This is a genomic window from Kribbella solani (assembly GCF_014205295.1).
GTDB lineage: Bacteria > Actinomycetota > Actinomycetes > Propionibacteriales > Kribbellaceae > Kribbella > Kribbella solani.
The window spans coordinates 6,897,746-6,922,308 of record NZ_JACHNF010000001.1 but is presented as its reverse complement, the minus strand read 5'-3'; the positions used below and the strand labels follow the sequence as shown (position 1 = coordinate 6,922,308).

Below are 24,563 nucleotides of genomic sequence, written 5' to 3'. Positions count from 1 at the left end.
GCGAAGTTAGGAGCAGCGGGTGACAGACGGTCCACTGATCGTGCAGTCGGACAAGACGTTGTTGTTGGAGACGGCGCATGCGGATGCCAACGAGTGCCGGAAGGCCATTGCACCGTTTGCTGAGCTGGAGCGGGCGCCGGAGCACGTACACACCTATCGGCTGACGCCACTGGGGTTGTGGAACGCGCGGGCCGCAGGGCATGACGCGGAGCAGGTCATCGACGTGCTGCTGCGCTACAGCCGCTACCCGGTTCCCCACTCGCTGCTGGTCGACATAGCGGAGACACTGGATCGGTACGGGCGGCTGCGGCTGGAGAAGCACCCGCAGCACGGACTGGTCCTGGTTACGACCGACCGGCCGGTGCTGGAGGAGGTGCTCCGCAGCAACAAGGTCAAACCGATGCTGGGCGACCGGCTCGACGACGACACCGTGCTGGTGCACCCGTCGGAGCGTGGGCATCTCAAGCAGACCCTGCTGAAGCTCGGTTGGCCGGCTGAGGACCTGGCTGGGTACGTCGACGGCGAAGCGCACAAGATCGAGCTCGTACGTGACGGGTGGGAGCTGCGCCCGTACCAGGAGCAGGCGACCGACTCGTTCTGGCACGGCGGCTCTGGTGTCGTCGTACTGCCTTGTGGTGCCGGCAAGACGATCGTCGGTGCGGCCGCGATGGCACAGGCGTCGGCGACCACGCTGATCCTGGTCACTAACACGGTGTCCGCGCGGCAGTGGAAGGACGAGCTGCTCCGCCGCACCACGCTGACCGAGGACGAGATCGGCGAGTACTCCGGTGCGCGGAAGGAGATCCGGCCGGTCACCATCGCCACGTACCAGGTGATGACCACGCGGCGGAAGGGCGTTTACACGCACCTGGAGCTGTTCGACGCGCGCGACTGGGGCCTGATCGTGTACGACGAGGTGCACCTGCTGCCCGCGCCGATCTTCCGGATGACCGCTGATCTGCAGACCCGGCGGCGGCTCGGCCTGACCGCCACGCTGGTCCGCGAGGACGGCCGTGAGGGCGACGTGTTCTCGCTGATCGGGCCGAAGCGGTACGACGCGCCGTGGAAGGACATCGAGGCACAGGGCTGGATCGCACCGGCGGACTGCGTCGAGGTACGCGTCGACCTGGAGCAGACGGAGCGGTTCGTATACGCGACTGCTGAACCGGAGGACCGGTACCGGCTGGCGGCATCCACGCCGGCCAAGTCCAGGCTGGTGCGGCAGATCGCCGACCACTACGCGAATGAACCGCTGCTGGTCATCGGTCAGTACATCGACCAGTTGGACGAGCTGGGCGAACGGCTCGAATGTCCGGTGATCAAGGGCGAGACGACGGTCCGCGAACGCCAGCGCCTGTTCGACGCGTTCCGGGCCGGCGAGATCACCCGGCTGGTGGTCAGTAAGGTCGCCAACTTCTCCATCGACCTCCCCGAGGCGTCGGTCGCCATCCAGGTCTCCGGCACCTTCGGCTCCCGCCAGGAAGAAGCCCAGCGCCTCGGCCGCGTCCTCCGCCCCAAAGGCGACGGCCGCACCGCCCGCTTCTACTCCATCGTCGCCCGAGACACCATCGACGCCGAATTCGCCGCCCACCGCCAACGCTTCCTGGCCGAACAGGGCTACGCGTACACGATCGTGGACGCAGAAAACCTCTTCACCTGAGGAGCAGGGGAAAGTCGTTGACGCAGAAACCCTTTCCCCTGATGTGCGCTGTTACTCGCCGAGGCGGGTGTGGATGCCGTTGAAGTGGGATTTCATTGAGTGGGCGTAGGTGGTGGGGTTGCCGGTGGTGAGGGCCTGGAGGAGGTCGCGGTGCCAGGCGGCGGCGTCGGCGGGGGTGTAACGGGCACCGGGGAGGCGGGCGTCGACCTGGGCGAAGGTGCGCCAGAAGACTGACAGCAGGTCGATCACCAAGGCGTTGCCTAGGGGCTCGTAGAGGGCCTGGTGAAAGGCCCAGTCCTCGTCGGGGAAGTAGTTGCCCTCGGCCGCCTGGGCTTCCATTCGTTCGACGATCGGCTCCAGGGTGTCGTAGCCGTGCTCCTGGAACTGCCGGACGACGTCGTCGGCCAGACCGACCTCGATGGCCTGGCGGACCTCCAGGACGTTCTGTACGTCCCGGAGGTCGCCGGCCATCGACTGGGACATCCGGAAGGCCAGACCGTCTTCGAGGGACTGCAGGCTGACCTCGCCGACGTACGTGCCGTAGCCGTGCCGGATCTCGATGATGCCGACCGCCTGCAGTGCCTTCATCGCCTCCCGCAGCGGGTGCCGGCCGACGCCCAGCTGCGCCATCAGGTCCTGCTCGTTCGGCAGCGGGTCACCTGCCTTCAGACCGCGCTCCAGGATGTACGACTTGATCGCGTCCCGGATGAAGGACTGGTTTCCCGCCGCGCCTCGTGCCCGGCTGAGCCCACCCGTTGTCACTGCCGGCCTCCCTTGGTCAGGACCGCTCAGTGTAATCCGGCACGGTCCAGTAACGGCCGGATGGCGTCGATCTCGGTGTCGCTGAGCGGAATGCACGGGTACGCCGTCACCGGGCAGTCGATCACGCCGAGCACGTACAGCCCGGCCTTGAACGCACCCAGCGCCGACGAACTGGCGCCCATCCGTGACCGGTCCGCCACCTCGATGATCTCGAACAGCCGGAACAACCGGTCCTGCTCTGCCCGCGCGGCCGCGGCGTCCCCGGCCACCGCGGTCTTGAACAACCGCACGTACCCGGCCGGGTCCACGTTCCCCAGCCCAGGTACAACTCCATCAACACCGAACGCCAGCGACGAGTCAACCGTCACCTCGGAGCCGGTCATCACAGCGAAGTCCCGCATACCCAGCTCACGCCGGGAGATCACCAGTTGCCGCAGGCTGGTCTCCTGCCCCGACGAGTCCTTCACCCCGGCAATCACCCCCTGCTCCCCCAGCGAAAGCACCAGCGACGCCGACAGCTTCGTACCCACCCGGGACGGGATGTCGTACGCATAGATGGCCGTGTCACCCGCCAGTGACTTGAGCCGTACGAAGTGCCGCTCGATCTCCGCTGGATGTGTCGCGGCGTAGAACGGCGCTGTCGCCACCAGTGCATCCACACCAGCCTTCAGCGCGGCAGAAACGTGTGCGGCGACCCGACCGGTCGATGTGTCGATCACACCGGCCAGCACCGGTACCTGCCCGGCCACCTCCGCGACAGTGGTCTCCAGCACGACCTGTCGTTGTTCGTCGGTCAGAAACGTGCCTTCGCCGGAGGTGCCGAGTACGAACACCCCGTCCACGCCCCCGGCCAGCTGGTACTGGATCAGCCGGGCCAGTGATGCGGTGTCGACGTCGTACTCGGGTGTCAGCGGAGTGACCAGCGGCGGTACGACGCCGGTCAGGCGGGCGGTGGTCTGGGCGGGTACGGTCAAGGGGTCTCCCAACCTCAAAGGGCGAATGTGGCGAAACGCAGGGTCGCGAAGGACGAGGTCTCACCGGCCTCGTAGAAGATGCCGATCGAGCCGTCGGCGAGCAGCACCAGATCGGAGTACCCGGCCATGCCCTCGTGCACGACCAGGGCGGGCTTCCACGTCACACCGGAGTCCTCGGACACGAAGACGGTCAGCTCGCGGCGGGACGACGGGTTCACCGGTGTGGACAACAGCAACCGCCCGTCCGGCAGGCAGAGCACGCTGCCCTGGATACCGGGTGCGGTGATCTCTGGAATCCCTGTGTACGGCGCATCGAGCGTCTGACCGCCGTCCGACGACCAGGCATGTACGCGGGCCGGGCCGGTGCCCTGGTGGTTGCGGGCGTTGAAGTACAACCGCCCGTCGGGCAACTCGGCCACTGTGGTCTCGTTGGCGTTGATCTCCGGCCCGTCGTTGCGGTCCACGAAGCCAACCGACCAGGTACGACCGCCGTCGTCGCTGTAGATGCAGTGCCCACCGTTCAGCCGGATCAGGTCATCCACCGGCTCAGTGGGTACGTGCGAGTGGTTGGCCGGTACGACCAGCCGCCCGGAGCGCAGTGTGATGCCGTGACACGGTCCAGTCGCGTACCAGCCCCAGTCAGCCGGTTTGACCTGTGCAGTGATCTCCTCGGCGTCGCTCCAGGTCGCACCGTCATCAGACGACCGCTGTACGAAGACGCGCCGCCCGTCGACCGGATCAGTACCGCGGGCGAGTGACATCTCCACTGCGTCGGCACCGTTCTGCACGGTCACCAGCACGACGTCCCCGGACTGCGGGTCCAGCAACGGCGCCGGGTTGCCACAGGTCTTGCCGGCCACTGCTGACACGACCTGCAGCGGCAGCCAGCTCCGGCCGCCGTCGAGGGAACGCCGCAGCACGATCTCGATCTCGCCGGCGTCACCAGCTCCGTGCAGCCGTCCCTCGGCGAACGCCAGCACCACAGAGCCGTTCGCCAGCACGGACGGGATGCGGAACGTGTGGTAGCCGCTCCCGGCGGGGTCGAAGACGATTTCCGTCGCGCCGACTCTTGAAGACATAGGACGTACTATGTCATGGTGTGGCCCTCCGATGGAAGTGAGGCCTCATGCCAGTCAGCAGAAGATCATTCCTCGGCGGCGGTCTGGCCGCCGCCGCTGTCGCGGTCACGGGTACGCCGCTGCTGGCGGGGTGCGCGTCGGACAAGAAGAACGCTGCCACCGCGAACGCGGCCGTCAAACTGCCCACGTACACGAAGTACGGCGAGATCAAGCCGGACCTGCCGGGTACGGACGTGGTGCTGGACGGCTTCCTGAAGTACCCGGCGAACCCGGTCAAGGCGATCACCGAGGTGCCCGGCGACGGCAAGCCGATCACGTTCATGACCAACATCCCGGGCGCGATCCCGCCGGCCGCCGACCAGAACCAGTTCTGGCAGGAGGTCAACAAGCGCCTCGGCTCCGAGCTGCAGATCAGCATGGCGTCCAACGACGAGTACAAGGACAAGTTCGCCACCCGGATCGCCGGCGGTGACCTGCCGGACATCCTGAACATCCCGACCGACACGCCGCAGATCCCCGGCCTGGTGAAGTCCAAGTGCATGGATCTGACCGAGCACCTGTCCGGCGATGCCGCGAAGAAGTACCCGTTCCTGGCGAACATCCCGTCCGAGTACTGGAAGGGCTGCGTCTTCAACGGCGCGATCTACGGCGTGCCGGTGCCGCGCGGGATGTCGCGTACGTCGCTGGCGCTCTACCGCGAGGACCTGCTCGCCGCGAAGGGCATCAAGAACCCGGCGCCGAAGAACTTCCAGGAGTTCTTCGACCTGGCCAAGGAGCTGACCGCGCCGAAGCAGAACAAGTGGGCCTGGACCCGGGTGCCGATCTCGACGATCCGGATGATGCTGGGGATTCCCAACGTCTGGAAGCAGGACGGCGGCAAGTTCAGCTCGATGTACGAGCATGAGGCGCAGCAGCAGGCACTGGAAGCGGGCCGGAAGATGGTCGCCGCCGGGGTGATCAACCCGGACGCGTTCAACGACAAGGCGAGTGCCCGCAAGCAGTGGTTCAACGGTGGCATCGCCGCCTTCGACTACGACAGCTTCGTGGCCTGGAACCAGTACTACGCCGACAACACCGGCGATCCGAACTTCGGTGTGAACATGCTCGACGTGCCGGGCTTCGACGGCGGTGAAGGCAAGCCGTGGATGGGTTCGGCGCTGAACAACGTCACCTCGTTCAGCAAGGACAGCAAGCACTCGGCCGAGACGCTGCTGAAGGTGGCCAACTGGATGGCCGCACCGTTCGGCACCGAGGAGTATCTGTTCCGCAAGTACGGCGTGGCGGGCCGCCACTACACGCTGCAGGGTACGGACCCGGTACCGACGAAGGTCGGCACGGTGGAGACCGGTATCGGCCTGCAGTACATCAGCGACAGCACGCTGGCGCTCTACTGGGCCGGCAAGCCGGACGTACCCCAGAAGCAGCACGCGATCCAGCAGAAGGTCGCGGACCGCCTCGTGTACGACGCGTCGTACGGCCTGTACTCCGACACGTTGTCGAAGAAGCAGGCGCAGCTGAACAAGACCATGCTCGACCTGGAGAACCAGATCGTGCAGGGCAAGAAGCCGGTGTCGGCATGGGCGGCCGGTGTGCAGGACTGGAAGTCCGCCGGCGGCGACAAGATCCGGACCGAGCTCGAGCAGGCTCACGCAGACACGGCAGGGAAGTAGATGCTGCAAAGGACCACGAAGCAGCCGGGGCAGCATTTGAGTCTTGGCCGGCGGCTGGTACGGGACCGGGTGCTGCTGCTGTTCGCGCTACCCGGTACCGCGTTGATCATCGCGTTCCACTACGTGCCGCTGCTCGGCAACGTGATCGCGTTCAAGGACTACCAGCCGTTCCTCGGCATCGGTGGGAGCGACTGGTCGGGCTGGGCGAACTTCAGCGTCATCTTCAACGGTGATCCGGCTTTCCTGCGGGCGTTGAAGAACACACTGGTCCTGACCAGCCTGCAGTCGGTGTTCGTGTTCCCGGCGCCGATCCTGCTCGCCCTGCTGCTGAACTCCTTGTTCTCGGAGCGGATCAAGCGGATCGCCCAGAGCATCCTGTACCTGCCGCACTTCATGTCCTGGGTGATCGTGGTCGCGCTGTTCCAGCAGATGCTCGGCGGCAGCGGCCTGCTGAACAACTACCTGCGCTCACACGACCTGACCACGATCAACATCATCGGGAACTCCGAGCTGTTCCACGTCCTACTGACGTCGCAGATCATCTGGAAGGACACCGGCTGGGCCACCATCCTGTTCCTGGCCGCCCTGTCCCAGATCGACTCGCAGCTGTACGAGGCGGCGAGTGTCGACGGTGCCAGCCGGATGCGGCAGCTCTGGCACGTCACGCTGCCCGGTCTGCGCGGCATCATCATTCTGCTGTTCATCCTGCGGCTGGGTGACTCACTGACCGTCGGGTTCGAGCAGATCATCCTGCAGCAACAGGCGGTCGGCCGAGACGTCAGTGAAGTACTGGACACGTACGTCTACAACAACGGCGTACTCGGTGGTGCCTGGGGCGTCGCGGCGGCGGTCGGTCTGGTCAAGGGCGTCGTCGGCGTCATCCTCGTACTCACCGCGAACAAGGTGGCGCACATCTTCGGAGAGCAGGGGGTGTACTCCCGATGAGTCGCAAGATCGGGCCCAGGAGAATTGTTCAGGGCGTACCGATGCCGTCGTGGCCGATGCGCGTCTTCAAGGGACTCGTGCTGCTGGTGTTCTGCGCGGTCGTGATCATCCCGTTCGTCGGAGTGATCTCGACCAGCGTGGCGCCGAACAAGCAGATCAACGAGTCCGGCGGTCTGGTGCTCTTCCCGAAGTCGGTGAACTTCGCCGCGTACCAGTCGCTGTTCTCCGGTGGCGTGGTCACCAGGGCACTGTTCGTCAGTATCTTCGTGACGGTCATCGGTACGCTGCTCAGCCTGACCGTGTCGTGCCTGCTGGCGTACGCGCTGGCTCGGCCCGGATTCACGGCCGGACGCCCGATCCTGCTGGTGGTGCTGTTCAGCATGCTGTTCTCCCCCGGCATCATCCCGACGTACCTGACCGTCAAGGGCGTCGGTCTGCTGGACAGCATCTGGGCGCTGATCGTGCCGACGATGATCAGCGCGTTCAACGTGGTCGTACTGCGGGCGTTCTTCATGAACCTGCCGACCGAGATCACCGAGAGCGCCCGGATCGACGGTGCGGGTGAGTTGAAGACGTTCTCGTACATCGTGCTGCCGCTGTCCAAGGCGGTACTGTCCGTGATCGGCCTGTTCTACGCGGTGGCGTACTGGAACGCGTTCTTCTCCGCGCTGCTCTACCTGAACGACTCCAAGCTCTGGCCGTTGCAGTTGGTGCTGCGGACGTACGTCATCAACGACACCCAGCTGGGCAGCGCCGAACTGGGCACCGAGCTGCTGCCGCCACAGGCATCGATCCAGATGGCCATCCTGGTGGTGTCGATCGTTCCGATCCTGCTGATCTACCCGTTCCTGCAGCGGCACTTCGCCAAGGGCGTCCTGACCGGCGCCGTGAAGGGCTGATCGCGGTGGCGTGACGGCCAGATCACGAACCGTCGCTCGGGGGTTGCCCAGGGCAACGCCAGGGTTGCGCCTGAGTAAATCCTGAGCGAACGACGAGTACCGTCGAAAGCTATGGGGACGCAGGCACTGGAGCCGGTGGGGCTTGGTGGGGAAACAGAACAAGGACAACGCAAGGCACAGGTCGTCTGGCGAGTAGTGCGGGAAGCAGTACTGCTGGCGACCTTGTTCCTGATCTACAGCTTGGGCAGACAGATCGCGGCCCGGCATACCGGGTCCGCGTTCGGCCATGCGCACGAGGTGCTGTCGCTCCAGAGCTGGCTGCACCTGCCGAACGAGGCGTCGATCCAGCAGTGGGCGATGCAGTTCCCGCAGCTGCTCAAGAGCGCCAACCTGTACTACGCGAGCGTGCACGCCCCGCTCACTGCGATCGTGTTGCTCTGGCTGAGCATCTGGCGGCCGAAGGCGTACCCGCATGTCCGGTGGACGATGGTGTCACTGACTGCGCTGGCCACGGTGGGTCACATCCTGTTCCCACTGGCGCCGCCGCGGATGATGCCCGGTTTCGTCGACACCGGGCTGCTGTACGACCAGTCCGTCTACGGTCCGGACCACTCCGGTGGTCCGGTGAACCAGTTCGCCGCCATGCCCAGCCTGCATGTCGGGTGGGCCGCGCTGATCGCGCTGTCGATGGTCCTGATCACCCGGTCGCGGTGGCGCTGGTTGTGGCTGCTGCACCCGCTCATCACGTTCGGCGTGGTCGTGGTGACCGCCAACCACTACTGGCTCGACGGAATCGTCGCGCTGCTCCTGCTGGCGGCCAGCCTGCCGTTCCTGCTCCGTCCGGGACTGCGCGCCTACCGGCCGTTGGCCCGTAATTCGGTTCCACCGCGCAGAGTGCTCAAGTAACGTGGCTGGGCTCCCCTACTCGCCGGAGGTTTCAGCATGCCCTCAGACACGTCCGACACCCTTCAGGCCGAGAAGGACTATCTGAAGACCTCTCGGTCGGCGCTGGCGCTGATGCGGGAGAAGACCGGCGCGCTGGAGATCCACAGCGCGGACCGGGTCAACCAGGAGTTCCTGCAGGCCGCCATCTTCCGGCGGATGAAGGAACTGGAGGACGACCCGGACGTACCGCTGTTCTTCGGGCGGCTGGACTACCTGGAGCCGACCGAGGAGACGTTCCACATCGGCCGCCGGCACGTCAACGACGCGCTGGGCGAGCCGCTGGTGGTGGACTGGCGCGCGGACATCTCGGTGCCGTTCTACCGGGCCAGCAAGACCGAGCCGATGGGCGTGGGCGTACGCCGCCGGTTCGGCTTCACGCACGGCGAGATGACCGCGTTCGAGGACGAGGACCTGACCGCCGACGGCGCGGCCGACCAGCACAGCGACATCCTGGACGCTGAAATCGAGCGCCCGCGTTCCGGCCCCATGCGCGACATCGTCGCCACCATCCAGCCGGAACAGGACGTGATCGTCCGGGCCGGCGTCGAGGACACCATCTGCGTCCAGGGCGCCCCGGGTACCGGTAAGACAGCGGTCGGCCTGCACCGCGCGGCGTACCTGCTCTATGCGTACCGCGACCAGCTCAGCCGGGCCGGCGTACTGGTGGTCGGACCGAACGCGAGCTTCCTGCGGTACATCGGCGACGTACTCCCCGCGCTGGGTGAGATCGAGGCGAAGCAGACGACTGTCGAGGAGATGGTCGCGCGGGTCAAGATCGCCGGACCGGGGCCCGCGGCGGTCGACGTGCTCAAGGGCGATGCGCGGATGGCCGACGTACTGCACCGTGCTGTCTGGTCGCACGTGAAGCTGCCGGACGAGTCGCTGGTCGTACCACGTGGTGCGCACCGCTGGCGAGTCGCCGCGTACCAGGCGGAGGAGCTGGTGAACGAGCTCCGCAACCGCGGCATCCGGTACGGGGCCGGGCGCGCGATGCTGCCGCAGCGACTGGCGCATGCGGTGCTGCTGCGGATGGAGGCGGCAGGTGACTCACCGGACGACCGCGTACAAGACTCGGTCGCGCGCAGCCGGCCAGTGAAGCAGTACGCCGATGCACTGTGGCCGGCTGTAGATCCGGCCAAGCTGCTGTTCCAGCTGTTCACGGACCGCGAGCTGCTGGCCGTACACGCCGACGGCATCCTCACTGACGAGGAGCAGGCGCTACTGAGCTGGGAGAAGGTGCCGCGCTCGGCCGGGGCGGCGAAGTGGTCGGTTGCCGATGCCACGCTGATCGACGAGATCGCCGACCTGGTCGACCGTACGCCGTCACTCGGCCACGTCGTACTGGATGAGGCGCAGGACCTGTCCGCGATGCAGCTCAGAGCAGTCGGCCGCCGCTGCTCGACCGGGTCGATGACTGTCCTCGGTGACATCGCCCAGGGCACCACTCCGTGGGCCACGCCGTCCTGGGACGAGGCACTGAAGCACCTGGGCAAGACCAGCGCCCACACCGAGGAGCTGACTGCCGGTTTCCGGGTCCCGGGTCAGGTGATCGAGTACGCGGCCCGTCTCCTCCCGACGATCGCTCCGCACCTCAAACCACCGACGGCGGTACGACGGGCACGTGGTGAGCTCACCATCACCCGCGTACCGGACAGTCTCGCCGCGGCGGTCAGTACTGTGCACGACGTGTCCGAGCGGCTCGGCTCGATCGGCCTAATCGTTCCGGATGCTCTCGTACCAGCTACCCGGAAGGCGTTGCAGGGCGAGGGAGTCGCGTACTCCGTACTGGGAGACGAGGACGATGTGGACGCGCACCTGGATGTCGTACCGGCGTCGCTGGCAAAGGGTCTGGAGTTCGACCACGTGGTGCTGGTGGAGCCTGCTGGCATCGTCGCCGGTGAAGCGGATGAACGGACCGGGCTGCGCCGGCTGTACGTCTGCCTGACCCGTGCGGTCACCTCACTGGCCGTACTGCACAGCGAGGACCTGCCTGCCGTACTAGAAACCGCGTGAGCCGACTCGAACCGTGCTACGCCACCTAGAAGCCGCGTGAGCCGCCGGACCGGCGTGACGAGCGCCGGGACGAGCCGCCACCGCTGGACCGCGTCCGCGACGACCAGGAGCCACGCCGGTTCGAGCTGCCGTACCAGCCGCCGCCGTCGTCGCTGCCGGAGCTGCTGCTGGACGATGTGGACCATTCACCGACCGAGTTGCCGATACTCGAGCTGAACCGCCTGAAGCGCGCGCCGGCGCGGCGAGAACGCCAGCGTGACCGCATCTCGTCGCCGCGGCGACGGAAGTCCGAATCGGGGAACCACCACTGGCTCCCGTCACCACGTGACCAGTAGCCGTCCACGTACGCGGCCAGGTCCTCCGCGTACTCCCAGTACGGCCGCTCGATCTGCCAGCCCTTCACCATCCGGATCTCTGGCTTCTCCCCGGCCTCGTCGCGCTGCTTGCAGGCCGCACAGACACTGACCGGGCGCATGGTGCCTTCTTCCGGTCTCCAGTCAACTTCCGTCGTGCTGGGGCCGTGCCGGGGGTCGAAGAAGCACGGTGCCGTCGGCTCCGGGATCGGCTCGCCCGCGCGGACAGCATCCAGACAGACCAGGCCGTAGCGAGCTGAGCCGAGCAAGGTAGTCACCGCCTCGACGTCCGCATCGCCCTTGGCCTCGTCGAGCCGATGCCGTGCCTTCTCAACGGTGTCGAGCACATCCTTGGACAGCTTGGACTGCTGCGCGTCCGAGGTCGTCGGCAGTGCGGAGACCTGCTGGGACAGTGCGATGATCTCCTCGTTCAGCAGGGGCTTCACGACGTTCAGGTGGGACTTCTCGTCCTGCCGGCGGGCTCTGCGGGCGCCCAGTGTGCTGATGCCGTACCAGAGACCGAACACCCCGGCCGCGGTACCGGCGTAGGGCGCCGCGTCGACGTAGAACGGCTTGTCCACTACCTGCGCGCGCTCGATGAACCGTTCGAGCATCGACTCGTAGTCCGGCGCACAGCAGTCGACCGCCTGGTCCACCGCGTCGCCCACGTGGTACGTCGGTCCTTTGTCGGCGCGCTGAACAGCATGGAACCCGCGACCCGCGCTCTCCGACGTCGCGTCGACCAGGACCGCATACACGCCTTCGACACCGACTCGGTCGTACAACTGGTCGGCGATCTCCTCACCGTCCCAGGCGAGGTTCACGTAGTACCGGTTGTCGGAGGTGTTGATCGCGGCCGCGGGGATGACCGCGATCCGGATCGGCGCGGCCGCGCGCTTCGCCGCCGCGTCGAGACGAGCAGTCTCGGCGCTGGTCAGCCCTTTCACCGCCGGGTCGACCCAGACGCCCGCGTCGCCGAGGTGACCGGCGACGGTGTTCAGATAGCCCTCCGGGTCACCGGCAGCGTGCGCCGGCAGTGCGGGCAAGGCCCAGAGCATGACGATCGCCAGGGCACCGAGCAGACGCTTCATCGAGCTCCTCCCGAGAGCCGGTCCCGACAGGCGGTACACACCGGAACCTCCCGTGCCCGTCCGCCGGGAGGCGTGTACATCCAGTCGGTCACGGACGTGCCGTGCGCGGCGTCGAAGAAGCAGGCGGCTCGCCTAGCCGGTGCAGGCGTGCCGGCAACCGCGGCCTGCGCACAGGCCAACCGCCAGCGCCCGTACTCGACCGTGGCACGAACCGTCCGCAGCTTGTCGTCGTCCGGTTCGCCATCGACCACGCGGCCCGCATCGGCGTACGCGTCCAGTGCCGCCTGTACGTCCGCCGTGGTGTTCACGCCATCCAGACGCACGTCAGCGGAATCCAGTTCCTCGCCGAAGCGCGTCACGTCCTCACGCGCGGCGGCCCGGCGCTCCGCCAACGAGTCGACTTCGTCGGGCAGCACGTCGTACGACGGCCGGTACAACGCCGGGCCACTGTCCTTGGCCGGGCGGGACTTCCACCAGCGCAGTACCAGTACGCCAACTACCACGAGCACCACCACGACGAGCAACGGCCACAACCAACCAGGTGGACCGCTGGATGTCTTCGGTACGGCTAGTTGGTCCAGTACACCGTTGAGGGTGCCGACCGGATCGGATCGGCTGTGTTTACCCAGCTCGTCAGTGAGGATGTCCGCGATCGGGGTGTCGGTGCCGACCGCGCTCCCCCACGTGATCGCACCGCCGAACACCACCAGGTAGATGCCGTCGGCACGCTGTTCATCCACAAGCTTGTCCACGTACCTGTGGGCAGCCGTACTGATGTCAGTACTACCGTCGTTGAGTACGGCAGCGGGCACGACCGCGATGTGAATCGCCGGGTCGTGCCCGTTCACCCGCTCGGCCAGTGCGGCGGCGTCCTTGTCCGGTACCAGTGACCGCTGCGTCGCGTCGACGTACACCGGCGAGTTCTTCCAGCCGTCGATGACAGGAGTGGGGTCACTCGAACCGAGCAGGGTCGAGGCGAGCAGCAGCACGCCGGCAAGCAGGGGCATGGCAGAAGCCTGCCGTACTACTGGTCCTCGTCAGTCAGCGGTGGCCGTGACGTAGATGCCCTCGTCGCGCTCCAGCTCCTCTACCTGCTGCAGGCTGGAGTCCCGCCAGAGCAGGTAGACCAGGCCGACCACGACCAGAGACAGTGCGGACGCCAGCACCGGCAAGTACCCGACGCCGAGGGTCTGGATGACCAGTCCACCGACCACAGCGGACAGTCCGGCGCCCAGGTAGATGGCAGATGCGTTCAGCGAGATCAACAGCCCACCACCGAGCTCCATGAGCAGACTCTGGACCGGCGGGTTGAACGCCCAGGTCAGCATGCCCCAGACCACCAGGGCGGCTCCAGCACCTACTGCCGTCGTCAAAGTGACGTCCAGCGTGGCCAGTACGACAGTGATGGCCGCCATCAGCACAAAGAGGGTACGGAGGCTGCCGAACCGGTCGGTGATCCGTCCACCGAGGAAGTTGCCGATGACGGCACCCACGCCGTACATCAGGAGCAGCAGGCTGGTGACCTTGCCGGTCAGACCGGCGGTGTGCTTCAGCAGCGGCACGATGTAGATGTACACCGTGAACGCGGCCAGGACAGCAAGAACCGTCATCGCGAGGATGATCTGCACGCGCCGGTCGGCCACTCCGGCGAAGCGCTCCCGCAGACTGACGACTGGCGGCGCTTCGACCTTCGGCAGCACGCCCCGCTCGGCGATGGCGACCAGTACGGCGACTGCGCTGATCAGAGCGAACACGCCCTTGTAGCCGAGTGTCGGGCCCAGCAGAGTGCCGGCCGGTACGCCCAGCACCAGTGCGAACGTCAGACCGCCGAACACGATCGCGACGGCTCGCCCACGCTTCTCCGGCGGCATCAGACTGGTGGCGAACAGCGTGGCGGCCGGGGTGTACACGGCGGCGCCGAACGCGGCCACGATCCGTCCGACGATCAGGATCGGGTAGTTCACGGCCAGCGCCGCGATCAGGTTGCCCAGCGCGGCCAGCACGAGTGCGGCGATCAGGAGGGTACGGCGCTCCCACCGGCCGGTCAGCGTGGACAGGATCGGCGCACCGATCGCGTACGACAGTGAGAACGCGGTCGCGAGCTGACCCGCGGCGGTCAGCGAGACATGGAGCTCGGAGCTCACGTCGGGCAGTACACCGGACACGACGTACGCGCTGGTGCCGACCGCGAACGCACCGGCACCGAGCAGGTAGATCCGTGCGGACATCGGAGACCTTCCGGGACGAAGTCATTAATTCGATCGTCATCGTACTACGAAGATCATCGAAGTTCGACGGGGGTCGTACTATGGATTCATGGCCACAAAAGTCCTGCCACAGCCGGAGCGGGATGAGATCCGGGTCGAGTCGGTGCTGCAGGCACTGGGCGAGCCGGTCCGGCTGACGATCGTGCGTGCACTGGCCGACAATCCGGCCGGGGTCTGCTGCGGCGAGATCGAGCTGCCGGTCACCGCGTCCACCCGCGCGCACCACCTGCGCATCCTGCGCGAAGCCGGCGTGCTGTCCACCCACACCGACGGCACCCGCCGGATCAGCCTGCTCCGGCGCGAGGATCTCGAAGCGCTCTACCCGGGCCTGCTGACCGGCATCCTGTCCGCCAAGCAGTAACCAAACGCACACAGCGGGTGAAGCCGCACGCCAACCGCAAACTGGTGGTGGGGTGATCGTGGGCTGGTTGTAGAGGTGCTGCTGGCAAACTGATGCAGTGGTGGAACTCCGGGCGCGGTGGGACGACCTGCTGCCCGGCTCTGCCTCGCTCGCGGACGACCTGGTCGCCAGGTACGTCGAGCGCAACCGGCGCGCGTACCGCGACCAGTACCTCGGTGTCGTCCTGACGGCACTCGACTCGCTCATCCAGCTGTCCACCGACCCGGCCAGCGTCCGGCTCGCGGCCTGGTTCCACCGCGCGGTCCACGACCCGGGCGGTACACCGGCCGAGGACGCCGAGGCGTCGGCGCACCTGGCCGAACAGCTCCTGCCCCGGTACGGCGTCCCGTCGATCCGGATTGCCGAGGTGGCCCGGCTGATCCGCCTCACCGGCGACCTGGCCACGCCGCCACCGGATGCGTACGCGCCACCGCGCCGTGATGCCAACGGCGACGTGCTGCTCGACGCCGTCAACGCCATCCTCGCCGCCGACCCCAGCCGGTACGCCGTCCACACGTCCGAGGTACGGCGCGATGCCAGCGACCGCAAAGGGGCGATGGAGCACCGGTACGACGAAGTACGCGACCTGCTCGACGGACACCTGTACCGAACCCAATTGGCACGCCAGCGTCTCGGTCCGGTCGCCCGCGTCAACCTGGAAACCGAGCTGGCCGGACTGGACACCGAACTCCCCGCACCTTGGCGCGGATGGCAGCAAGCCGCACTGACTGCCACGGCAACATTCACTGCGATAGCAGCAGCCGTTGTAGCCATTGCCGCATCAGGTGCTTCCTGGCAGATCCCCGCCGCGCAGGACGAAGTGGGTTGGCCCACGGTCGCGCTGGCTGTCCTCTCGTTCTTCAGCACGCCGGTACTGTTCCGCTGCGCTCGCAGCGCCAGTCAGCGCGCCCGCCTGATCGCCGGTACCGTGCTGGCGATCTCCGTGACCGGACTGCTCATCGCCTGGGCCCAGGTACCGACGACCAATGCAGCCGTTGGCGTCGGTCTTCGCGTACCGCTCCTCATCTCCGCACTGCTTCTACTACTTGCTGCCGCCGCTGCCGCACTGGTCGCCTCACTGCTCCGTACCAAGACCGCTCGCTATCTCCCGGCGCGCAACCTCGGTCAGCAGCTCGCCTGGCTCGCCGTACCGATCGCAGTGGCCCTCGTCCTGTTGCTGCTCATCCAGCCACTGTCACGTGGCTACGTACTGAGCTCCAATGAACGAGTCGAAGGCGCACCGCGCACTGCCGGCAAGTCCAGTCCTTCCGTGCTCGACGGCTCGGTCGCCTGGGTCAGCGACTCCGTACTGGGCACCGGCGCCGAAGAGGCGATCGGCACCCGGTACGGGATCGCCGTACCGCGGCCTGGTGGTGTGGTCCAGATGCTCGACGCCGCGACCGGTGCACTCCGCTGGCGCTACAGCCGCTCCGACTCCGACGAGAAGCCAGTGATCGCGGCAACTGGCAACGGCGACTACGTACTTGCTCAGTTCTCCGATGTGGGCTACCTACTGCTCGACGCGAACACAGGTCGCCGCAAGGCCGCGTGGCCAAGTCACACCCGCGACCGCTTCATCCAGCAGTCACAGCCACTGCTGACCGGCGAACGCTCCGGCAAGCTGCATGGCGTCGACCCGGACGGCGACGAACGCTGGACCTTCGAGCCAGGCGCCTGCACTGAGGTAGGTGCGATTGCGACCGCCGAGACCGTCCTCAGCTTCGTCAGCCACACGTGCGACGACAAACCGGACGAGCTGACCGCGCTTGACGTACAGTCCGGCAAGACGTTGTGGACCAAGACAGCGGTGGACACGTACCGGCGGCCGGTCGTCGTGGCCGGTCTGGTGGTCGTGGCGGAGCCAGGTGGTGACTCCGACTCCCCGGCTGCTCTGACCGCCATCGAGCCCCGGACCGGTGACATTCGCTGGCGCTGGGCAGTGCCGAAGGCGTGGGCGTGCCGGACGCTGCTGAATGCCTCCGGCAAGTACCTGATCGTCGTCGACTGCCCCGGCCGGAGCAGCCGGGAGAGCCGCAAGACCGTCGTCACCGCGATCGACGCGAACACCGGACAGACAGCCTGGCAGACGGTGGCTCCGGTCAGTCCGCGGGAGAAGGTCGCCGTGACCGCGGACGGCCGGGTGGTCTCGCTGAGCCCGGCCGGCGCCGGCTGCCTGGCGAACGTGATCAGCCGGGCCGGGTTCCGGCAGGTCCGGCTGCCCACCGGGATCGTCTGCGGCCGCGATCCGCGCGCCATCGGCAACCTGGTCCTGACTTCCGGTTCGGACACGGTGATCGCCCTACGTTAGTGACGTTGCGTAGCCGGCGCGTCTCGCAACTCGTTCGCCCGTCTCAGAGTGTGACGTGCGCCGCAGGTCGCGAAGCGGTCAGGTGACGAGCCGATATCGCTTTGGCCACGACCCTCTCCAGGAAGGCCGAATCGTTCGTTTCAGGCTCCCAACCGATGTCAGACTCCATAGCCATGGACCTGCGCGACCAGTGGAATCGCCTGCTGCCGCACGCGCAGCCGTTGGGCGACGACCTGCTGGCTCGTTACGCAGAGCAACATCGTCATTATCACGACCAGCAGCACCTGACCGAGGTGCTGGCGACCGTCGACGAGCTGGCCGAGCACGCCGAGGACGCCGACACGGTCCGGCTGGCGGCCTGGTTCCACGACGCGATCTACGACCCGCGGGCCGACCCCGGCGAGAACGAGGAGGTCTCGGCCCAGCTGGCCGAGCTCGAGCTGGCGGCAGCCGGCCTGCCGGCCGGCCAGGTCGAGGAGATCGGCCGGCTGGTCCGGCTGACCGCGAAGCACGACTGCGCTCCGGACGACCGCAACGGCGCCGTGCTGTGCGACGCCGACCTGCGGATCCTGAGCCTCGCGCAGGCGCGGTACGACGAGTACGCGGCCGGCATCCGCGCGGAGTACGCGCATGTCGCCGACCGGGACTTCGCCCGCGGCCGGATGTCGTTCCTGCAGAGTCTGAGCGAAACCGATCTGTATACGACCCCGCGTGGCCACGCGGAGTGGGAACGACCAGCCAGGGAGAACCTGGCCCGGGAGGTCGACTCGCTGGGCCCTAGGGCGGCCCGGAGGATCGGCGGGCTGATTCCGGTCATCTACTTCGGTGCAGCCCTCGGCGCGGTCGTCGCGTCCTCTGTTCTGCTCGGCCGTGGCCTCGGTGCCGCAGCCAAGTGGCCGGTGGAGTCTTCGGACGTTGGCAGCTATCCGGTGTGGGCGCCGATCGCTGGTACGGCACTGGCTGCCGGACTGACGTGTGCATGGTTCCGGCGGGCGCAGCAGCGGCTGGTCACTGTCCCGGCGATTGTCTTCGCCGTGATTGGGCTGATCGCGATCGGTGTGTGCTGGTGGCGCTGGCCGGCCGCACAGCCGGGTGCGGCGATGTCGGAGCGCTGGCCGTACCTCCTGCTTGCATCGGTTGCGCTAGTACTTGCCGGTGCGTTGTTGGCCTTGGCTAGACGGTTGCGGCTCGCACCGCCGTACGCCCAGGCACCTCCGCGGTGGCTGGGCGTTGGTGCGACTGCCGTGTGTGGCGCGCTGCTCGCGTGGATCGTGGTGTCAGCCGGCGAGCCGTTCGTACAAGCGCGGCTGGAGACTGCCAACACTGTCAGTACGACCACCACGATCGAACCGACCCAGCTGCCCGTACAGCTCGACGGAACGCTGGCGTGGAGCCGTGAGGTACCAGCAACCGGCGCCATCACCGGCACCGCAGGTGGTGTCGCCGAACTGCGGTCCGACGGCGTAGTCATGTCAGATGCCGCCACCGGTCAGATCCGCTGGCGGTACTCGCGGGCAGATGTCCAGGACGCGGCATCCAGCGGCGTGAAGGGCCTGCTGGTGTCACAGGACGGTCGTACGATCGCGGCGCACCTGCCCCGCTCGCAGTACCGCGAACCCGCGGGCATCGACCTACCCACGTACGCCGTGCTGGATGCGGTCAGCGGGAAGGTACTGACCGAGGTCCACACCGACGGGACCGCACTGGCAGTCGACGAGAACCAGTTGCTGGTGGCGGAGGGCAACTTCGTCGTGGCGCACGGCGTGAGCAGTCCGACGCACTGGCGAGCGCAGGTGCGCTGCAACGTGACCCAGGGCGTACTTGTTGGCGACCAGGCCGTAGTGGTCGACGCCTGCGCAGGCAACGGCGCCGACGTACGCGGACTGGACGTCAAGACCGGCTCCCAGCGCTGGGAGGTCGATCTGGGTAGCCGGATCGACTTGAGCGCGGAGCTGGACCCGTCCACCTGGGTCGGTGAGCTGGTTGCAGTCCCGGACACCCGTGAGGTGTCTGGGCTGATCTGGACCGGTGCGGCCGGCGGAACGCTGTACCAGTGGTCAGTGGATGTCAGCGAAGGCCGCATCATCTGGACCACGCCCGTACCAGGCACACCACGCCCGCGACTCGGAGCATCCTCCTGTGACGCGCAGCTCGCGGCAACGCACGCCTCACTCGTACTGATCACCTGCCGTACTGGAAACGACCCCGGGCAGCCGCAGACGTACGACGTGTCGTCGTCGAGCCCCGCGGACGGGACTCCGCAGTGGCACCATCTGCTGCCGGTACCGCCGAAGCTGCAGCAACCGGAGTACCCCCGTAACGGGTTCGGACTGCTCCCGGACGGGCGCGTGGTCACGCTGATGCCGCAGCCCAACGGCAGCTGCTCCCCCGTGATGATCGGTACTACTGGCGTGCAGGCCAGGCAGATCCTGCCCAGTACGAACGCCGAGCCGGTAGTGAAGTCCGAGGACGTCACCTGCGACAAGCCGGCCGTCACGGTCGCCGCGGCCCGGCCCGTCTTCTCCGACGGCTCCCGCCTCTTCGCACTGAACTAGCAGTCCTGGCCGGAGCTACGGGACGCCGGGAATCAAGTTGCCGGCGGCGACGTTCACCTTTACCGTGATCCGCATGTTCCGCGTGGTTTTCGAGTTCGACCTGTCAGGCACCGGCCTGACGGGCGCTCCCACGTGGGCCGCGTCAGCTGATTCAGCAGTCTTCGCCGGCACGCGAATCTGACCCTCCTCCTGCAGCGCGGGACCCGCGGAGGAGGGTGGTCGCTCACCGGCCCCCTCCGTGCGGGTGACAGCCGCGGAGGGCAGCCCGGAGGGTCCTGGCTCACAGCGAATCTTCTGACTGCAAAGGAAACACTCATGGCCAAGAGCCAGTTCGTGCGGACCAAGCCGCACCTCAACATCGGGACGATGGGTCACGTCGACCACGGCAAGACCACGCTGACCGCCGCGATCACCAAGGTGCTCGCGGAGCGCGACCCGAGCGTGAACCGCTTCGTCGCCTTCGACGGCATCGACCGTGCCCCGGAGGAGATGCAGCGCGGGATCACGATCAACATCTCGCACGTCGAGTACGAGACCGCGACCCGGCACTACGCGCACGTGGACATGCCCGGGCACGCCGACTACGTGAAGAACATGATCACCGGCGCCGCCCAGGTGGACGCCGCGATCCTGGTCGTCTCCGCGCAGGACGGCGCCATGCCGCAGACGCGTGAGCACGTGCTGCTCGCGCAACGGGTAGGCGTGCCGTACCTGGTGGTCGCGCTGAACAAGGCGGACACCGTCGACGACCCGGAGCTGCTCGACCTGGTCGAGCTGGAGGTCCGGGAGCTGCTGGCGGAGTACGGCTTCCCGGGTGACGACGTGCCGGTTGTGCGGGTGTCCGGGCTGAAGGCGCTGGAAGGCGACCCGAAGTGGACCGCCGCGATCGGTGAACTGCTGGACGCGGTGGACAGCTACGTACCGGTGCCGGACCGTGAGCTGGGCGAGCCGTTCCTGATGCCGATCGAGAACGTACTCACCATCAGCGGCCGCGGCACCGTGGTCACCGGCGCGGTCGAGCGTGGTTCGCTGAAGCTCGGCGACCAGGTCGAGGTGGTCGGCCTCGGCCCGACCGTGACCACCACGGCGATCGGTCTGGAGACGTTCGGCAAGTCGCTGGAGTCCGCGGACGCGGGTGACAACGCGGCGGTGCTGCTACGTGGCGTGAAGCGCGACGAGGTCCGTCGTGGCCAGGTGGTGGCGCTGCCGGGCAGCGTGCGACCGCACCGGAAGTTCCGGGCCACGCTGCACGCGCTGTCCACCGCCGAAGGTGGCCGGCACACGCCGTTCGCCGCGGACTACCGGCCGCAGTTCTACTTCCGCACGACCGACGTGTCCGGTGGCATCGACCTGGGTGAGATCAACCTGGTGATGCCGGGCGACTCGATCGAGCTGAACGTGGAGCTGGAGAAGCCGATCGCGATGAACGTCGGCCTCGGGTTCGCTGTCCGCGAGGGCGGCCACACCGTCGCCGCGGGCACCGTGACCGAGCTGCTCGACTGAAGCACGGCCCCCGGCTCAAGACCCTTGAGTCGGGGGCTGCTTTCGGTGCCGCAGTCCGGCAGCGATCAGCCGGCGTACCAGCTCCCGGCTGGACACCGGCACGGCACCAGCCGCGACCAGGTCGTCGTACCGGTCACTGGGTACGTCGTAGTGGTCCCGATCGAATCCACGCACCGGAATGCCGGCCGCCTTCGCGAACGCGTGCAGCTCGTCATGGGACTCGTCACTGACCAGATGCGACCAGACCCGGTTCCAGGCCGGCCAGGCGGGCGGGTCGATCAGAATCATTCGCGAGCGTCCTGGGCGTCGCGGGCGTCCTGGGCATCGAGCAGGTTGCGCCACGACCGGACGAAGCGCGAGTTCACGTACGCCTTCGTCCACGACCCGTCCTGGCGTACTGACGTTCCGACGTGGAAACGGCGTACGCCACTCTGGAACAGCCACGGCACATGCTCCGGCTGCAGTCCACCACCAGCCATCATCACACTGGCTACGGCGGGGTCCTCCTTCGCCAGCTTGCACAGGTCGTCCAGCCCGTGGCTGACCCCGATAGAGGATCCGGCGGTCAGTACACAGTCCAGCCCGGGCAGGCCGCGTAGTGCGCGCCAAGCTGGTTGCTGCTCCAGCACTGCGTCGATAGCCCGGTGGAACGTCCACGGCGTACCGGCGAACGTACTGACCAGTGCGGCCACCGAATCGACATCAACCTGGTTGTCGGGCGTCAGGAACCCCAGTACGAAGCCATCTGCCCCGGCTGACAAGTAGGACTGCGCCATGGCCGTTAGGCGGTTCAGGTCGGCGCCGTTGGTGGTGAACGAGTTCTCCACGCGCAGCATCACCCGCAACGGCAGGTCGGTGACCCGGCGAATGGCACTGACGGTCGACACCGACGGACACAGCCCGTCCGCCTCCATCGAGGCGCACAGCTCAAGCCGGTCCGCCCCACCCTCCTGCGCCGCCTCCGCGTCCGCCGGATGCAGCGCGATGATCTCCAGCAACGAACCCATGGGGATCATCCTCTCGCAGATTCGCGGAATTCGTGTTGCACTCCGCGGCGGGCTTCTGTATCGTTTTTCTAGATCGATTTAGAAGAACGATACAGATGAGGAGGGAGCGGGATGGCCGGAGTGACGCTGAAGACCGTGGCCAAAGCCGTCGGCGTGTCGCCGTCGACCGTGTCCAACGCGTACAACAAGCCCGATCAGCTGTCCGTCGCGCTCCGCGAGCGGATCCTGGCCGCCGCCCACGAGCTCGGGTACGCCGGGCCGGACGCGGCGGCACGGGCACTGCGCAGCGGCAAGGCGGGTGCGGTCGGGGTGCTGTTCACCGACAAACTGGCCTACGCCTTCTCGGACCCGTACGCGGTCGGTTTCCTGGCCGGGCTGGCCGAGGTCGCCGAGGAGTTCGCCACCAGCCTGCTGCTGATGCCGCTCAGCTCGACCGACATCACCGGCGGCAGCAACGCCGTGCAGCAGGCGGCGATCGACGCGGCGGCGATCTTCTGCGTACCGGGCGGTCACCCGGCGCTCGAGATCCTCGACAACCGTGGCATCCCGGCGGTCTCCACCGACCGCGGTGACCACCCGTCGCTGTCCTGGGTCGCGATCGACGAGCTGGAGGCGGCCGCGCAGCTGGGCGAGCACCTGGCCCGGCTCGGCCATCGGGAGGTCGTCGTCCTGGTCGACAACGCCCAGGCGGCCGGCGGCCGGCCGGTCGAGCTGACCCTGGACGAGGTCGGTTACACCGACTGCGAGCTGCGGATTCGTGGCCTGCAGAAGACGATGCCGGACGCCCGGCTGCGGATCGTCTCCGGTGGCCACAACGCGATCGCGTCCGGGCGGCGCGGTGCCGAGTACGCGCTCGACTCGCAGGACCGGCCGACCGCGATCGTCGGGCTCAGCGACGTCCAGGCACTCGGCGCGCTGGAGGCGATGAAGGTCCGCGGGCTGACACCCGGACGGGACCTGACCCTGGCCGGGTTCGACGACATCCCGGCCGCGGAGGCGGTCGGACTGACCACGGTCCGGCAGCCGATCAAGGACAAGGGGCGCGCCGTCGGGCGCATCCTGCTCGACCCGGCCAGCACCGAACGCCAACTGTTGCTGCCGACCCAGCTGATCGTCCGATCCAGCAGCGGTCCGGCACCCAAGCGCTGACAACCACACAAACCTCCCTGGGACCGCTCGGTTCCCGGGGCGATCAACCACGCTCTCCGGAGGGAGCAGAACCATGACGTACTTCATCCCCGGCAACACCGCCGTCGAGAACGCCCGCAACCTCGCCCAGTCGGCGCTGCCGAACGCTCCCCAGCAGGAGTACGAGCCGCCGCGCCGCCCGCTCGCCGCACGCGCCCGCATCGGCGCCGTCCTGCGCACCGCCGCCGCCCGCGAACTCCGCCTGGCCAACCGCATCGACCCCACCCCCACCTGCCAAACCGTGGCCGGCTGATAAGGGGTTAACCACGCGGCTTGCCCCTTCACCTCCTGCCTGCCGGGGGTGAAGGGGCAGCCGCGGAGGTTAACAACTCAAATGGCCGGAGGCCGGCGGCGTTCGGCGCGGTGGGCACCAGGGTTGGGCACCAGGGTTGGGCACCAGGGTTGGGCGCCGGGGCTGGGCGCCGCGGCTGGGCGCCGGGGTTGGGGGCCGGGGTTGGGCGGTGCGTTTTTGTCGGTGGGGTCTGGCACGCTGTACGGGATGAGTGAGCCAGGGGTGTTGCTGACTGCCCGGGCGATGGTGCTGCACGACCTCGCCGCCCGGGGGTTCAACGATCCCGTGATGGTGTCCTGTCTGGAGGACGCGGTCGCGGGACGGCAGTGGTGGCTGGACCAGTGGCCGGACGGCGCGGAGCACATCGCCGGGCTGGTCGCGCAGGACGTGCAGGATCGCCTGGTCGACTCCGGCATCCGCTGGCCGCGGTGTACGGCCTGCGACGACCTTCAGGACCACGAGCTCCGGATCGAGCCGGAGCTCGGCCCGGACCCGCACTGGGTCTGCGAACGCGCCGGGATCACGGTCGCTCCGCTGGGGCGGCTGACCTGAGACCGGTTGTCCCGGCGCTGGGGCGGCTGACCTGAGACCGGTTGTCCCGGCGCTGGGGCGGCTGACCTGAGACCGGTTGTCCCGGCGCTGGGGCGGCTGA

The 24,563-nt window shown here is 67.5% G+C and carries 21 protein-coding genes; 13 read left to right on the top strand and 8 right to left on the bottom strand.

What is annotated here, in order from left to right; all coding sequences use genetic code 11:
* Positions 1-19 precede the first annotated feature (19 nt).
* Complete coding sequence (locus HDA44_RS32045; RefSeq protein WP_184840863.1) at positions 20-1,660, top strand: DNA repair helicase XPB; 1,641 nt, start codon at positions 20-22, stop codon at positions 1,658-1,660.
* A gap of 51 nt (positions 1,661-1,711) precedes the next feature.
* Here HDA44_RS32045 and HDA44_RS32040 read toward each other — a convergent pair whose 3' ends face one another.
* From HDA44_RS32040 to HDA44_RS32030, 3 genes are read right to left on the bottom strand one after another with little or no spacing between them, the layout of a single operon-like run.
* On the bottom strand, positions 1,712-2,422 hold the full coding sequence (locus tag HDA44_RS32040; protein ID WP_184840861.1) for a FadR/GntR family transcriptional regulator: 711 nt from the start codon (positions 2,420-2,422) through the stop codon (positions 1,712-1,714).
* A 26-nt stretch (positions 2,423-2,448) separates the two neighbouring features.
* Positions 2,449-3,396, bottom strand: coding sequence for a dihydrodipicolinate synthase family protein (locus HDA44_RS32035; protein WP_184840859.1), 948 nt, complete (start codon positions 3,394-3,396; stop codon positions 2,449-2,451).
* A gap of 14 nt (positions 3,397-3,410) precedes the next feature.
* Positions 3,411-4,475: a sialidase family protein gene (locus tag HDA44_RS32030; RefSeq protein WP_184840857.1), complete on the bottom strand. Its 1,065-nt coding sequence runs from the start codon at positions 4,473-4,475 to the stop codon at positions 3,411-3,413.
* Between the two features lie 47 nt (positions 4,476-4,522).
* Between HDA44_RS32030 and HDA44_RS32025 the strand changes: the two genes are divergently transcribed.
* The 5 genes from HDA44_RS32025 to HDA44_RS32005 all read left to right on the top strand — a co-directional run bounded on the left by HDA44_RS32025 (position 4,523) and on the right by HDA44_RS32005 (position 10,947).
* A complete protein-coding gene (locus tag HDA44_RS32025; RefSeq protein WP_184840855.1) occupies positions 4,523-6,145 on the top strand; it encodes an extracellular solute-binding protein in 1,623 nt (540 codons plus the stop codon).
* On the top strand, positions 6,146-7,090 hold the full coding sequence (locus HDA44_RS32020) for an ABC transporter permease (RefSeq protein ID WP_184840853.1): 945 nt from the start codon (positions 6,146-6,148) through the stop codon (positions 7,088-7,090).
* The gene (locus HDA44_RS32015; protein WP_202887676.1) at positions 7,087-7,989 is read left to right on the top strand and encodes a carbohydrate ABC transporter permease; all 903 of its coding nucleotides are present in this window, start codon (positions 7,087-7,089) and stop codon (positions 7,987-7,989) included. The genes HDA44_RS32020 and HDA44_RS32015 overlap by 4 nt, the downstream gene beginning before the upstream one ends.
* Positions 7,990-8,100: 111 nt before the next feature.
* Positions 8,101-8,895 carry a phosphatase PAP2 family protein gene (locus tag HDA44_RS32010; RefSeq protein WP_184840851.1) on the top strand — a complete coding sequence of 265 codons (795 nt, stop codon included), beginning with the start codon at positions 8,101-8,103 and terminating at the stop codon, positions 8,893-8,895.
* 36 nt (positions 8,896-8,931) lie between these two features.
* Positions 8,932-10,947 carry a HelD family protein gene (locus HDA44_RS32005; protein ID WP_184840849.1) on the top strand — a complete coding sequence of 672 codons (2,016 nt, stop codon included), beginning with the start codon at positions 8,932-8,934 and terminating at the stop codon, positions 10,945-10,947.
* 25 nt (positions 10,948-10,972) lie between these two features.
* On the opposite strand, the gene HDA44_RS32000 is transcribed toward HDA44_RS32005, so the two are convergent.
* Genes HDA44_RS32000 through HDA44_RS31990 form a run of 3 tightly spaced genes read right to left on the bottom strand, consistent with a single transcriptional unit; the run spans position 10,973 to position 14,619 of the window.
* Positions 10,973-12,391 (bottom strand): hypothetical protein, encoded by a 1,419-nt coding sequence (locus HDA44_RS32000; RefSeq protein WP_184840847.1) that lies wholly within the window; start codon positions 12,389-12,391, stop codon positions 10,973-10,975.
* Positions 12,388-13,398 (bottom strand): hypothetical protein, encoded by a 1,011-nt coding sequence (locus HDA44_RS31995; RefSeq protein ID WP_184840845.1) that lies wholly within the window; start codon positions 13,396-13,398, stop codon positions 12,388-12,390. Before HDA44_RS31995 ends, HDA44_RS32000 begins: the two co-directional genes overlap by 4 nt.
* Positions 13,399-13,428: 30 nt before the next feature.
* On the bottom strand, positions 13,429-14,619 hold the full coding sequence (locus HDA44_RS31990; RefSeq protein ID WP_184840843.1) for an MFS transporter: 1,191 nt from the start codon (positions 14,617-14,619) through the stop codon (positions 13,429-13,431).
* An 88-nt stretch (positions 14,620-14,707) separates the two neighbouring features.
* Here HDA44_RS31990 and HDA44_RS31985 point away from each other — a divergent pair, with 88 nt between their 5' ends.
* From HDA44_RS31985 to tuf, 4 genes are all read left to right on the top strand, one after another.
* Complete coding sequence (locus HDA44_RS31985; RefSeq protein WP_184840841.1) at positions 14,708-15,019, top strand: ArsR/SmtB family transcription factor; 312 nt, start codon at positions 14,708-14,710, stop codon at positions 15,017-15,019.
* Between the two features lie 97 nt (positions 15,020-15,116).
* Positions 15,117-17,366 (top strand): outer membrane protein assembly factor BamB family protein, encoded by a 2,250-nt coding sequence (locus tag HDA44_RS31980; protein WP_184840839.1) that lies wholly within the window; start codon positions 15,117-15,119, stop codon positions 17,364-17,366.
* A 155-nt stretch (positions 17,367-17,521) separates the two neighbouring features.
* A complete protein-coding gene (locus HDA44_RS31975; protein WP_238352595.1) occupies positions 17,522-19,921 on the top strand; it encodes a hypothetical protein in 2,400 nt (799 codons plus the stop codon).
* Between the two features lie 315 nt (positions 19,922-20,236).
* Positions 20,237-21,424 carry an elongation factor Tu gene (gene tuf / locus HDA44_RS31970; RefSeq protein WP_184840837.1) on the top strand — a complete coding sequence of 396 codons (1,188 nt, stop codon included), beginning with the start codon at positions 20,237-20,239 and terminating at the stop codon, positions 21,422-21,424.
* Positions 21,425-21,439: 15 nt separating this feature from the next.
* Here the strand turns inward: tuf and HDA44_RS31965 are convergent, their stop codons facing one another.
* Together HDA44_RS31965 and HDA44_RS31960 are read right to left on the bottom strand one after the other, a co-directional pair.
* A complete protein-coding gene (locus tag HDA44_RS31965; protein WP_184840835.1) occupies positions 21,440-21,712 on the bottom strand; it encodes a DUF4031 domain-containing protein in 273 nt (90 codons plus the stop codon).
* A complete protein-coding gene (locus HDA44_RS31960; RefSeq protein ID WP_184840833.1) occupies positions 21,709-22,431 on the bottom strand; it encodes a copper homeostasis protein CutC in 723 nt (240 codons plus the stop codon). Before HDA44_RS31960 ends, HDA44_RS31965 begins: the two co-directional genes overlap by 4 nt.
* 111 nt (positions 22,432-22,542) lie before the next feature.
* On the opposite strand from HDA44_RS31960, the gene HDA44_RS31955 reads away from it, so the two are divergent.
* The 3 genes from HDA44_RS31955 to HDA44_RS31945 all read left to right on the top strand — a co-directional run bounded on the left by HDA44_RS31955 (position 22,543) and on the right by HDA44_RS31945 (position 24,463).
* Positions 22,543-23,580 (top strand): LacI family DNA-binding transcriptional regulator, encoded by a 1,038-nt coding sequence (locus HDA44_RS31955; protein WP_184840831.1) that lies wholly within the window; start codon positions 22,543-22,545, stop codon positions 23,578-23,580.
* A 73-nt stretch (positions 23,581-23,653) separates the two neighbouring features.
* Positions 23,654-23,872 (top strand): hypothetical protein, encoded by a 219-nt coding sequence (locus tag HDA44_RS31950; protein WP_184840829.1) that lies wholly within the window; start codon positions 23,654-23,656, stop codon positions 23,870-23,872.
* A 246-nt stretch (positions 23,873-24,118) separates the two neighbouring features.
* Positions 24,119-24,463: a hypothetical protein gene (locus tag HDA44_RS31945; protein ID WP_184840827.1), complete on the top strand. Its 345-nt coding sequence runs from the start codon at positions 24,119-24,121 to the stop codon at positions 24,461-24,463.
* Positions 24,464-24,563: the final 100 nt, after the last annotated feature.

What these genes read in the sequence shown, in the direction of transcription:
- HDA44_RS31975 (WP_238352595.1), top strand. Translation starts at nt 17,522, where the DNA reads ATGTCAGACTCCATAGCCATGGACCTGCGCGACCAGTGGAATCGCCTG.
- HDA44_RS31990 (WP_184840843.1), bottom strand. Translation starts at nt 14,619, where the DNA reads ATGTCCGCACGGATCTACCTGCTCGGTGCCGGTGCGTTCGCGGTCGGC.
- HDA44_RS31945 (WP_184840827.1), top strand. Translation starts at nt 24,119, where the DNA reads ATGAGTGAGCCAGGGGTGTTGCTGACTGCCCGGGCGATGGTGCTGCAC.
- HDA44_RS31995 (WP_184840845.1), bottom strand. Translation starts at nt 13,398, where the DNA reads ATGCCCCTGCTTGCCGGCGTGCTGCTGCTCGCCTCGACCCTGCTCGGT.
- HDA44_RS31955 (WP_184840831.1), top strand. Translation starts at nt 22,543, where the DNA reads ATGGCCGGAGTGACGCTGAAGACCGTGGCCAAAGCCGTCGGCGTGTCG.
- HDA44_RS32000 (WP_184840847.1), bottom strand. Translation starts at nt 12,391, where the DNA reads ATGAAGCGTCTGCTCGGTGCCCTGGCGATCGTCATGCTCTGGGCCTTG.
- HDA44_RS31985 (WP_184840841.1), top strand. Translation starts at nt 14,708, where the DNA reads ATGGCCACAAAAGTCCTGCCACAGCCGGAGCGGGATGAGATCCGGGTC.
- HDA44_RS32030 (WP_184840857.1), bottom strand. Translation starts at nt 4,475, where the DNA reads ATGTCTTCAAGAGTCGGCGCGACGGAAATCGTCTTCGACCCCGCCGGG.
- HDA44_RS31950 (WP_184840829.1), top strand. Translation starts at nt 23,654, where the DNA reads ATGACGTACTTCATCCCCGGCAACACCGCCGTCGAGAACGCCCGCAAC.
- HDA44_RS31960 (WP_184840833.1), bottom strand. Translation starts at nt 22,431, where the DNA reads ATGGGTTCGTTGCTGGAGATCATCGCGCTGCATCCGGCGGACGCGGAG.
- HDA44_RS31965 (WP_184840835.1), bottom strand. Translation starts at nt 21,712, where the DNA reads ATGATTCTGATCGACCCGCCCGCCTGGCCGGCCTGGAACCGGGTCTGG.
- HDA44_RS32025 (WP_184840855.1), top strand. Translation starts at nt 4,523, where the DNA reads ATGCCAGTCAGCAGAAGATCATTCCTCGGCGGCGGTCTGGCCGCCGCC.
- HDA44_RS32010 (WP_184840851.1), top strand. Translation starts at nt 8,101, where the DNA reads ATGGGGACGCAGGCACTGGAGCCGGTGGGGCTTGGTGGGGAAACAGAA.
- tuf (WP_184840837.1), top strand. Translation starts at nt 20,237, where the DNA reads ATGGCCAAGAGCCAGTTCGTGCGGACCAAGCCGCACCTCAACATCGGG.
- HDA44_RS32015 (WP_202887676.1), top strand. Translation starts at nt 7,087, where the DNA reads ATGAGTCGCAAGATCGGGCCCAGGAGAATTGTTCAGGGCGTACCGATG.
- HDA44_RS32020 (WP_184840853.1), top strand. Translation starts at nt 6,146, where the DNA reads ATGCTGCAAAGGACCACGAAGCAGCCGGGGCAGCATTTGAGTCTTGGC.
- HDA44_RS32005 (WP_184840849.1), top strand. Translation starts at nt 8,932, where the DNA reads ATGCCCTCAGACACGTCCGACACCCTTCAGGCCGAGAAGGACTATCTG.